The sequence below is a fragment of the Deltaproteobacteria bacterium genome (genome assembly GCA_003696105.1).
GTDB lineage: Bacteria > Myxococcota_A > Polyangia > Haliangiales > J016 > J016.
Genome location: RFGE01000306.1, coordinates 20,127 through 30,251 on the forward strand (window position 1 = coordinate 20,127; position 10,125 = coordinate 30,251).

Sequence of the window (10,125 nt, forward strand, 5' to 3'; positions counted from 1 at the left end):
CCAGCGCGGCCCCGGTCGAGGACGGCCGACGCCGCCGGCATCGCGTGGGGTTCGCGAGGGCGATCGCAGACGGGTGCACTCCCGGACGGATTATCGCATGGCGCGCGCGGTCGCGGTGCCCGCGGACGCGCAGTGCCGTCGGCCCCCGAGGCCGATGGCCGCTACGCCTCCCGGTCCGCCACCGGCTCGGTATCGAGCCGCGCGGCGACCGCGCGGTCGAGCGCGCGATCGAGCGCGTCGTGGCGGAGGATGCCGACGACGGCGTCCGAGTCGGCGGCGCACACGGGCAGCGCCGCGGCGCCGGTGGTGCGGAACGCGCGCAGCGCGGTGTACAGGTCGTCGGTCTCGCGCACGCGCGGCACCGGCACGGCCACGTCGTCCGCGATCACGTACGGGTGGGCCTCGACCAGCAGCGCGGCGCGCAGCGCGTCGAGCGAGACGATCCCGCGGCTGCCGTCCGGCCGCGCGACGAGCACCGCCGGTGCGTCGCCCTCCGCCATGGCGCGCAGCACGTCGTCGACGTGGGCCCCGGGCGCCACCTCGGGCAGCATCGCGCCGCGGTCGATTACGTCGCCGGCGCGGATCGACCGCAGCAGGTTGGCGACCGCCGCGTCGCGGTGGGCGGGCGACTCGATGCGGCTGCGGACCTGGCTGCGGTAGAGCGTCACCCGCCGCAGCGCCGCATACGCGATCGCCTCGGCGAGCATCAGCGGTACGAGCAGGTCGTAGCTGCCGGCAAGCTCGCACACCATGAACAGCGAGCTGATCGGCACGTTGGCGATGCCGCCGAAGAACGCGGCCATGCCGACGAGCGCGAACGCCCCGGGCTGCGGCACGACGCTCGGGGCGAGCTGGTGAAACAGGACGCCGAAGCCGCCGCCGACGAGCGCGCCGATGACCAGCGACGGGCCCATGTCGCCGCCGGCTCCGCCCGAGCCGATCGTGAGCGACACCGCGACCATCTTGAGCGCGGCGAGGCCGAACAGGACGAGCCAGAGGCGCTGGCCCTGCGGGTCGCCGTCGACGCCGGTGATCGCGTGCTGGGCCAGGCCGTAGCCGGCGCCGAGCGCCTGCGGCATCCACAGCGCGAGCAACCCGAGCAGCAGCCCGCCGATCGCCGGCCGCGCCCAGCCCGGCACGGGCAGCTTGGCGAACATGCGCGTCTCGGCGGCGTGCAGCAGGCTGGTGAACAGCGCGCCGACGAAGCACAGGCCGACGGCCATCGCCCCGTAAAGTGGCAGCGCGCGGGGGTCGAACGCGTAGCGGTGTTCGGTGGCGAACACGTGGCCGCTGCCGAACGCGAGCACGACGATCGAGTAGCCGGTGACCGACGCGATGATCGCCGGGATCAGCGCGTCGCTCTCGAAGTCGTCGCGGTAGAGCACTTCGACCGCGAACAGCGCGGCGCCAAGGGGCGTGCGGAACATCGCGCCGATGCCGGCCGCCGCGCCGGCGACCAGCAAGATGCGGCGCTCGCGCGGCCCGAGCTTGAGCCAGCGCGCCAACAGCGAGCCCATACCCGCCGACACCTGCAGCGTCGGCCCCTCGCGACCCGCCGCGCCGCCGGTGCCGAGGGTGAGCGCCGACGCGATCGCCTTGACGACCGGGATGCGCTTTTGCATCTGCCCGGTCCGCGAGTGAAACGTCGCGATGTAGGCGTCGCCTCCGGGGCCGGCCGCCGCGGGCGCCAGGTAGTGGACGAGCAGGCCCGCCACCAGCGCGCCGGCCGCCGGCAGCACGGCGACGAGCCACCAGCGCGTCGCGCCCGCCGCCGCCTCCGGCGTGACGTGGGCTTCGCCCCCCGCGCGGGGCAGCGGCAGCCGCGCCAGTTCGTCCAGTGCGAACCAGTGCGCCCACTCGATCGCGACGAAGAACAGCGTGGCGAAACAGCCGGCGAGCGCCCCGACGAGCAGCGACTGCAGCAGCAGCCGCCACATCTGTTGCAGGTCGACGTCCTGCCACGACGCGAGCACGGTCGACGGCGTGCGAAGCAGGTCGCGCAGCGCGTCGAGCGTGAAGGGACCGCGTGAGGGTGGCTCGGCCACCGATCGAAACAAGCGCACGCGCGCGCGCGCGTCAAGCGGCGGCGGCGCGGATGCGCGCCATCCGGCGCACCCGGCGGCGGCGCGCAGCCGGGTGCCGACCGCGCGGCGCGATCGCGGTCCGCGGCGCGGCGGTGCGATCGCGGTCCGCGCGCTACGCGGTCACCGCAGCTCGCCCGACGGCGGCTCGACCCCGAAGTGGCCGAGCGCGCCGACGCGAACCACGCCCGGGCCGCCCGGCGCGTAGAAGTTGCCGCCGACCGCGTAGGCGTGACCGGGCACGCCGGCGAACACCGCGTGCAGATCGATGACCGGCGGCTGCGCGGTGTCGTCGCGCCACGCCCCGTCCGGGCTGCGACGTAGCTTCACGCCCCCCATGCCGACGACGTACACGTCGCCGTCGTCGGCGCGGCTCACGCCGTTGAAGATGCCGGCCGGGATGCCCGGATCCTCGACCGTCCAGCCGTCCGCGGCGCGCCGGCACGCGACGGCCGGCGGGCCGCCCACGGCCCACACCTCGCCGCCGCCGCCCGCCACGGTAAACAGCGTGGCCGTCACGTCGCCGCACGACTCGCGTCGCCACGCGTCGCCGTCCCACCGCCAGATCGCGCCGCGCTGGCCGACCGCCCACACCGCGTCGGCGGCCGCGCCCCAGACCTTGAACAGGGCCGCGTCGACGCCGTCAGGGGTCGCGTCGATCCACTGGCCGTCCACCAGCCGCAGGATCACGCCGGCCGGCGGATCGGCCAGCGCGTCGCCGCCGACGGCCCACACGTCGCCGCCGGCGCCCCAGATGCCGTACAGGGTGAGTTCGGTCGGCGTCGCCATCGCGACGGCCTGCGCGCCGTCCCAGCGGACGACGCGGCCGCGTTCGCCGACGGCGTACACGTCGCCGCCGCCGTCGCCCCACACCCACCACAGCGTGTCGCCGGAGCCGGTGTCGATCTCGGTCCACGCCGTGCCGTCGTAGTGCAGCGCGATCGCGCCGAGGCCGTTGCCGAGGCCGCCGCCGACGGCGACCACGTCGTCGGGGCCGCCGGCCCACACGCTCAGCAACGCGCGGTCGACCTGGTCGGGGCCGAGCACCTCGGTCCACGCTGGCGCCGGATCGTCGCCGCACGCCGCGAGCGCCGCGGCCAGCGCCGCCGCGGCGGCCGCGCGACTCACGGGGCGCATACGCTCAACGCGCGCTGGACCTGGTCCATCGGGACCGGCCCCTGGCCTTCGTGGGAGAAGTCCACCAGTGGCTCGCCATCGGCGGCGCGCAGTTGGCTCAGGTCGTAGGTCGCGCCGTCGCCGTCGGTCGCCATGAACCGGCCGGTGCCGAAGCCGTACGCCTCGCGCGCTGCGGCGTCGTCGCACGCCGCGCCCGAGTCGGCGTGACAGCGCGAACACGGTTGCGGTGTAAACGATGTCACGTGCGGCATGTCGACCGCCCAGTTGTAGCCCGGTTTGCCGCTCGCCGTGCGCCGTACCCGGTCGGCGTACAGCTCGATTGGATTGCCGTCGGCGTCGCGGTCGACGCCGGAGAAGAACACCGCCATCGACGGGCACATCGACCGAAGCTTGCCGCGCCGGTCGACGCCGAGAAAGTACAGGTCGAGCGACACGCCCATCCGGCCGGTGACCTCGGCGCCGGGGGTGACTGCGCCGGTGAGCAGGTCCTTTTTCGACTGGCCGTAGTCCATCGTCACGTGGCAACCGAAGCAGTACTGGCGGTAGGCCGTGTGGCAGCCGTCGCACTCGATCACTTCGGTGTGGGAAAACCCGCGGTCGTTGCGGCCCATCGCCTCGACCATGCGCGGGTTGACGCCGCTGGCCAGCTTGTCGGCGATCTGGGTCACGCGCAACTCGCCGCCCATGCGCAACTGCAGGTAGATGCCGTCGTCGCGGCGCACGAGGCGGTCGAGCGGATCGCCGGCGCAGTTCCAGAACCGGTCGGGCGGCCCGCCGGTCGGCGCGCAATCGTCCTCGGCGCCGGGCGGGACCAGCGGGCCGGTCGCGCGGCCCTCGCGGATCGGCTCGTCCACCGTGCCGTGGCAGTTCTCGCAGCGGATCGCGACCTGGAACTTCGACGTCGACCAGATGCGGCCGTCGCCGTGCACGTCGCGGCCGACGTGGCAGTCGGCGCACACCATGCCGGCAGACCAGTGCAGGTCGGGCGGATGCGCCGGGTCGCTGGCCGCGTCGAGATAGAACTCGGGTGGGTGATTGTGCAACGACTCGCCGATGTTCGGAAACGGCGGGTCGTCGGAGAAACCCCACTCGACCACCCCGCGAAACAGCAGGCCGATGCGCGCGCCCTGAAAGTGGCAGCGCTCGCACTGGCTCTCGTCGATCGCCGTCGTGAGCACGTGGCGCTCCGGGTGCGGCGGTCGCTCGCGCACCGCCGACGCGTCCCCCGACAGCGAGATGCCGTCGTCGTTGTACAGCATGTGGCAGGCCGTGCAGCCGCTCGACCGGAAGTTGCCGCGCGCGTCGTTGCGGCCGTAGCTCCACTGGTGGCAGTGGGTGCAGTTTTTCGGGAGGTAGTGGTCGACCGCGGTCGCGACCTGATCGCGCGGCGCGTCGTCCGGCGGCGGCGCGGCCTGCACGACCGATGCTACCGTCCCGCGCGGCAGCGGCGCCGGCGCGAGCGGGTCGTCGAGATCGCGGCTGGCGAACACGGCCTCGCGCCCCTGAAGGCCCGCCTGGAACCGCGGGACGTTGAAGTGGCCGACGAACGTCGCCATCGACGATCGCTGTGCCGCGTAGACGAGCGACTGGTGACAGCCGGTGTCGCTGGCCCCCGGCGCTCCCGACCCGCACGATCGCTCCGCGACGCGGAAGTCCCCCGGGTTGACGAACCGCAGGTAGTCGGGATCGACCTGGTCGAGTTCGGCGACCGACAGGTTCTTGATGTAGCCGTCGCGTTCGGCGACGAACGCGGGTGCCGGCGCGACGTGTGCCGCCGCCTTGTCCGTCGCGGTTGGATCGCCGCCGTGGCACGCGGTGCACGTGAGTTCCGGCGGCGCGGGATGCGCCTGCTCGATGCCCGCGTGGCAGGCGGCTCGGGTGCACGACTCGCCGGAGTCGCCGCCGCCGCAGCCGGCGAGGGCGGCGGCGAGGGCGAGGGCGGCGGCGAGCGCTGCCGCGGCGGCGGCGAGCGTCCGGGGCGCCGCCGGGGGCGCGCTAGAAGCGGCGGAGGATGCCATGACCGGAAGCTTGCGCACTGCGGCCGCCGTCGTCGGTGACCGTCATCAACACGTCCACGGGCTTGTCCTGAATCTCCAGGTCGTCGCCGAGGTCTTCGGACGACACGACCACGGGCACCAGGTACAGAAACCCGTCGGCGCGGCAAAACAGGCGCTCGAGCGGCGTGTCGTCCTTGCGCGCGACGCGGGCCGGACCGTCGGCCGGCTGGTACGTCACCTCCAACCCGATGTGCGCCGACGTCGACAGATTGCGCGCGCGCAGCGCGAACTGCACGGCGAGAAACGTCTGGCCGTTGGACGACAGCGGAATGTCGCCTCCCGGCGCCAGCGGCTCGAAGTCGAGGAACGTCACGGTGTCCGGTACGCCGAGTTCCACGCTCGGCTCGCCCGCGATCGCGCACGCGGACGCCGCATCCGGCTCGCCGTCACCGCCGCCGCACGCGACGGCCAGCGCGGCGGTGGCCGCCAGTGCCAGGTTCCGCATCGATACGACGATATGCGCACGGCGGGCCGCTCGCAATGCGGCGGCGCACGTCGCGACCCGTGTCACGCCGGGGAGCTGCCGGCGGCGCCGGCCCGCGAGTCCGCCGGCAGCGGGTCGAAGTGTGCGAACGGGTCCTCCATCCACGCGCGCAGGGTGCGAGCCATGCGCGCCGCGTGGGCGCCATCGAGCACGCGGTGGTCGAACGTCGCGTTGACCGCCATCACCTTGCCGGGGACGACCGCGCCGCCGTCGACGACCGGCTGGTCCTCCACCGCGCCCATCGCGATCACCAGCGGCACCCGGCTGTACGGCACGAGCGGCACGTACGCCTCGCTGAGCCCGATCGAGCCGATGTTCGTGATCATCACCGAGCCGAACGGATCGCGCGGCACTCCCGCCCATCGCAGGTCGAGGTTGGCGGTGTAGCTCAGCCAGCTCACCGCTTTCATCACGCGGTTGAGCAGCAGCGACGGCACGCGCCGGAACATGCCGCGCGAGCTGCGAAACCGGCGGTCGCGGTCGGCGCGCACCCGCTCGACGCGGCGCTCCAACTCGTCGATGATGTCGGCGAGCGACTTCTGCTCCGGGTCGTACACCGTGGTGCCGCTGAGGTCGATCTGGCCGGTCTGCGGGTCCGTGAGCACGACCTGCAGGAACACGCCGATGCGCTTGCGCAGGTAGATGCGGTTGAACCGCAGGATCGCGTTCGCGTCCGGCATGTCGGCGAGCACCGCGCCGACCGCCTTGGCCATCATGTGGGTCACGGTGAGCCGCTTGCCGGTCGCCGCCCGGTACGCGTCGCGGTACGCGAGCGCCCGCTCCATCCGCAGCGTCAGCTTGCCGTACACCGACGGGTCGTAGGTCGTTTCCCACGTCCCGATCGCGATGCGGCGAAACGGGGACAGGTCGCGCTTGTGCTGTAGCTCGAGGTTCGGCATCGCGCTCGATTATCGCGCGGCGCGGCCGGCCGCTGGCGCGGTATGCTCGCCGTATGGTGGATCGAGGCAAGCCGGCCCGTCATCCGCGGAGCGATCGCGCCGATCTCGTGCGCGAGCCGGAGCCGCCGGTGGTCGCGCGCCTGGTGGTCGAGATCCGCTCCGATGGCACCCGCACCGTCGCGCGCGGCGCGCTCGAGGACGCCGAATCGGGCCGGAGTGTGGCGATCGAGGCGCGCGGCGACTCGCCGCTGTCGCTCGCGCTCGCGCTGGCGCGTTCGCTCGTCCGCGTGCCGCGGGTTGCGCGCGCGGCGGCGCGCGGCCGGTTGCTCGGCCGCCGGTGACGCGGGACGCGGCGCGCGCGCGGCGGCCCGACGGTCGCGGTCCGTTTGCGGCCCGATCGCGCGCCGGATGCAGTACGATCGCCTCGATGCGATGGCTCGCGTATGCGGTTGCCTTCGGACTGGCCGCCGGCTGCGGTGGGCCGGTCGATGCGCCGACGACGCGGCGCAGCCGCAGCCAGGCCGCGGCCGCGCCGGGACCGTACCAGCCGCCGGCAGACTACGTGGACGAAAACCACGTCGGCATGCCGTCGGAGCGAGTGAACCGCTGGCGCTGGCAGGGCGCGCGCAAGGACTGCTTCTACGTGGTCGGCAACCGGTGCTTTTCGAGCCGCGAGGCCGCGTGCAAGGCGGCGGGCTGCGCGGCGGTCACAGACTGCACGCTCGACGACTCCGCGCCGGTTCAGGTGACCTGCCCCGACGACAAGCGCCGACGGCGGCGTTGACGGCGGGCGCGCCTCACATCGCGGCCGCCGCGGTGCGCGCGGCCGGGCCAATTGTAGTAGCCTCTGCGGCCATGGCCACGTTCGACGATCTGCCCAAGCCGGAACCCAAAGAGATCGACGAGAAGAAAGCGCTCGAACTCCGCCACCTCGCTGAAGACGCCGTGTTGCGCGGCGTGCCCAACGGCGACGAGCGGTGCGACAACTGCCTGTACTACCTCAACCCGGACGAGAAGATCTCGTACTGTTGGCACCCGAAGCTGCGCATCCTCGTGGGCGCGAACTGGTGGTGCCAATGGTGGGAAGCGGCCGAGGACGAATAGGGGGCCGTCCCCTATCGGTCACCAGCCCTCGAGCACCGCGGGGTTGCCGTTGCACGGCAGCACGATTACGCGAAGGCGCACGCTGTCGCGCTTGTCGCGCAGGAACAGCGTCTTCGGGGAGCACTGGCCGTTGGGCTCGCACAGCACCTCGGTCTGGCTCGCCAGCGGCACCGGCGTCACCGTGCCCGGGTCGATCGCCGGGACGTCGGCGGTCGCGTACAACTCGACGTCGCCGCCGATGTAGTGGCGGTTGAGTTCCACCCACGCGTACGTCGTCGCCGGCGGCGCATCTTCGGCAACGCGCTCGAGCGCGATGACCGCGCCGTCGCCGTCGGGCGCGATGCGCAGGCGCGTGCGAGCCACCAGGTTGTTGGCGAGCGCGACGTCTTCGCGGACCGGACCCGCGGCGATCGCCTGGCGGCTCGCCTCCCGCAGCAACGCGGATGCCGCGGAGGCCTCGTCGAGCGGGTCGTTTTCGCGACCGCCGAACGATGCGATCGCGAGGGTCGCCGTGATGCCGACGATCGCGACCACTACCATGAGTTCGACCAGGGTGAAGCCGTGCTCGCGTCGCGTCACAGGCCGACTCCCATGTTGCGCACGTCGATCACCATTTGCGTCGACCGATAAATGTGCCGCCCGCGGTGCTGCACCGGCAGCGCGCTCGGGTCCTGCGTGAGGTCGATCGACGGCGAGTCGCCGAACGGATTGAACGGGATGAGCGAGGGGTCCGAGTCGTCGATGAACGCCGGCGTCGCCGAGCTTCCGACGCCCTGGATCTCAGTGTGCGTGCGGACGGCGACGCCCACGCTCACCTGGACGAGCTGCGAGTTGGCCGGGCGGGCGGTCGCCGGGGCGACGCCCTCCTGGTCGTCGCCCGAATACCAGTCGTGTTCGGGGTCGCCATCTTGATCGACGTCCGCCGTGTCGCCGGGTTCGGCGTAGCGGGTCGCGACCTGCAAGTCGGTAAAGCCGATGCCGAGGTCGACCCAATCCCCCGCCTCGATGCCGGCGGTGGGCGACATCTGGAACACCCCGATCGCCCGGCGTGACGGCTCGGGGTCGATCCGGTAGGCGCGCGCGTGAAACAGCGCGAGCTGAACCTGCCCAGTGCCGATCGCGGCCACCGGCACGTCGCAGTGGCTGTTGGTCGACGTATTCCACGGCGCGCCGGTCGTGCCGGACACTTCCACCGTCGTCGCATCGGGTTTCCCGGTCACCGCCAGCACGCATGCGTCGTACTCGGCGCGCGGCGGCGACCCGTCGCCCGGGTCGACCAGCGTCGGCGCGATGAGCGCGACGATATCGCTGACGATGAACGCCGAGTTGTCCTCCACCGTGATCGCCTGCCGGTCCGATGTGATGCCGGTCACCGCCGTGATCGCGGTCGGGTCGGCGTAGAACACGCGCAGCAGGTCCGGCCCCCATCCGTCCGCGTCGTTGTCGACCATGACCGGTGGCAGGTCCGTCGTCTCGGTCGACCCAAACGAACCGCTTGCAATGCGGAAGCGCGTGATCTGGAAGCCCGCGACGCGCACCTCGTCGGCGATCGTCGCCGGACAGGACTGCACCGTCTGCTGCAGCTCCGCCTTGATCGTCTCGGCGCGGTACGCGGCGGCCATGCGCACGTAGATCGAAAAGATCATGCCGACGAGCAGCGACGCGACGACGAGCGCGATCATCAGCTCGATCAAGGTGACGCCGCGCTCGCGCGCGGCACGACGGTTGCCGTGCGAAGTCACAGCTGCTCCAGTTTCGTGCGGATCATCTCGAGCACGATTCGGTGGTCGTAGCGTCCCCCTTCGGCCCCCGGCGCCGCGCCGAGCTCGGTCCAGTTGACCTCGACGCGGATGCGCACGAGGTCGGTGTCCGCCGGGATCTCCTCGGCGATCAAGCGGACGGCGTACGGTACCGGACCGCCGGTGACGGTACCCAGCTGCACGTCGACCGGCAGGGTGCCGTCGGGGTCGAACCGGGGCGCGATCTGGTCGGCCGGGATGCCGCGCAGATCCTCCATGATCCGCTCGCCGACCTCGATCGCACCGGCCGATTCGCGCGACACGCGGTTGGCCTTGATGCCCGAGCCGTGGATGGCGACGAGCCCCGCGAGCCCGATGACGGTCACCGCGAGCGTCACGAGCAGCTCCACCATCGTGAAGCCGCGCTCGCCGGTCGGCTGGCGCGAACGACCGGTGCGTTCAGTTGCCCGGCGCAAACGTCTCGACCTCCCCCGATTGGATCGATCCGAGGCACGGGTTGAAGCCCGTGCCGAGCTCGGTGATGTTCTTTTGCGCGTACCCCGGGCACGGAACGTCGCTCGACGCGGCGCCGCCGCCGAGCGAGATCGTCTGCTCGATGACGAC

The 10,125-nt window shown here is 72.6% G+C and carries 10 protein-coding genes and 1 pseudogene; 3 read left to right on the forward strand and 8 right to left on the reverse strand.

All coding sequences use genetic code 11. The features are described from left to right. Positions 1-161: 161 nt before the first annotated feature. The 5 genes from D6689_19320 to D6689_19340 all read right to left on the reverse strand — a co-directional run bounded on the left by D6689_19320 (position 162) and on the right by D6689_19340 (position 6,658). Positions 162-2,045, reverse strand: a complete 1,884-nt coding sequence (locus tag D6689_19320) for a chloride channel protein (protein ID RMH38527.1) — start codon at positions 2,043-2,045, stop codon at positions 162-164. A 159-nt stretch (positions 2,046-2,204) separates the two neighbouring features. Further along, positions 2,205-3,218: a hypothetical protein gene (locus D6689_19325; GenBank protein RMH38528.1), complete on the reverse strand. Its 1,014-nt coding sequence runs from the start codon at positions 3,216-3,218 to the stop codon at positions 2,205-2,207. Next, positions 3,206-5,254, reverse strand: a complete 2,049-nt coding sequence (locus tag D6689_19330; protein ID RMH38529.1) for a hypothetical protein — start codon at positions 5,252-5,254, stop codon at positions 3,206-3,208. The genes D6689_19325 and D6689_19330 overlap by 13 nt, the downstream gene beginning before the upstream one ends. Further along, on the reverse strand, positions 5,214-5,720 hold the full coding sequence (locus D6689_19335; protein ID RMH38530.1) for a hypothetical protein: 507 nt from the start codon (positions 5,718-5,720) through the stop codon (positions 5,214-5,216). Before D6689_19335 ends, D6689_19330 begins: the two co-directional genes overlap by 41 nt. A gap of 62 nt (positions 5,721-5,782) precedes the next feature. Further along, positions 5,783-6,658, reverse strand: a complete 876-nt coding sequence (locus tag D6689_19340; GenBank protein ID RMH38531.1) for a 2-oxo acid dehydrogenase — start codon at positions 6,656-6,658, stop codon at positions 5,783-5,785. Between the two features lie 53 nt (positions 6,659-6,711). Between D6689_19340 and D6689_19345 the strand changes: the two genes are divergently transcribed. From D6689_19345 to D6689_19355, 3 genes are all read left to right on the forward strand, one after another. After that, a complete protein-coding gene (locus D6689_19345; GenBank protein ID RMH38532.1) occupies positions 6,712-6,999 on the forward strand; it encodes a hypothetical protein in 288 nt (95 codons plus the stop codon). Next, entirely contained in the window at positions 6,996-7,442 is a 447-nt protein-coding gene (locus D6689_19350) for a hypothetical protein (GenBank protein ID RMH38533.1), read from the forward strand. Before D6689_19345 ends, D6689_19350 begins: the two co-directional genes overlap by 4 nt. Before the next feature lie 71 nt (positions 7,443-7,513). Then, entirely contained in the window at positions 7,514-7,762 is a 249-nt protein-coding gene (locus D6689_19355) for a hypothetical protein (GenBank protein RMH38534.1), read from the forward strand. Positions 7,763-8,275: 513 nt separating this feature from the next. On the opposite strand, the pseudogene D6689_19360 reads toward D6689_19355, so the two are convergent. The 3 genes and pseudogenes from D6689_19360 to D6689_19370 form a co-directional block, all read right to left on the reverse strand. Beyond that, positions 8,276-8,341: pseudogene (locus D6689_19360) on the reverse strand (prepilin-type N-terminal cleavage/methylation domain-containing protein). After that, positions 8,338-9,813: a prepilin-type N-terminal cleavage/methylation domain-containing protein gene (locus D6689_19365; GenBank protein ID RMH38535.1), complete on the reverse strand. Its 1,476-nt coding sequence runs from the start codon at positions 9,811-9,813 to the stop codon at positions 8,338-8,340. Before D6689_19365 ends, D6689_19360 begins: the two are co-directional and overlap by 4 nt. Continuing rightward, positions 9,501-9,977, reverse strand: coding sequence for a prepilin-type N-terminal cleavage/methylation domain-containing protein (locus D6689_19370; protein RMH38536.1), 477 nt, complete (start codon positions 9,975-9,977; stop codon positions 9,501-9,503). The genes D6689_19365 and D6689_19370 overlap by 313 nt, the downstream gene beginning before the upstream one ends. Positions 9,978-10,125: the final 148 nt, after the last annotated feature.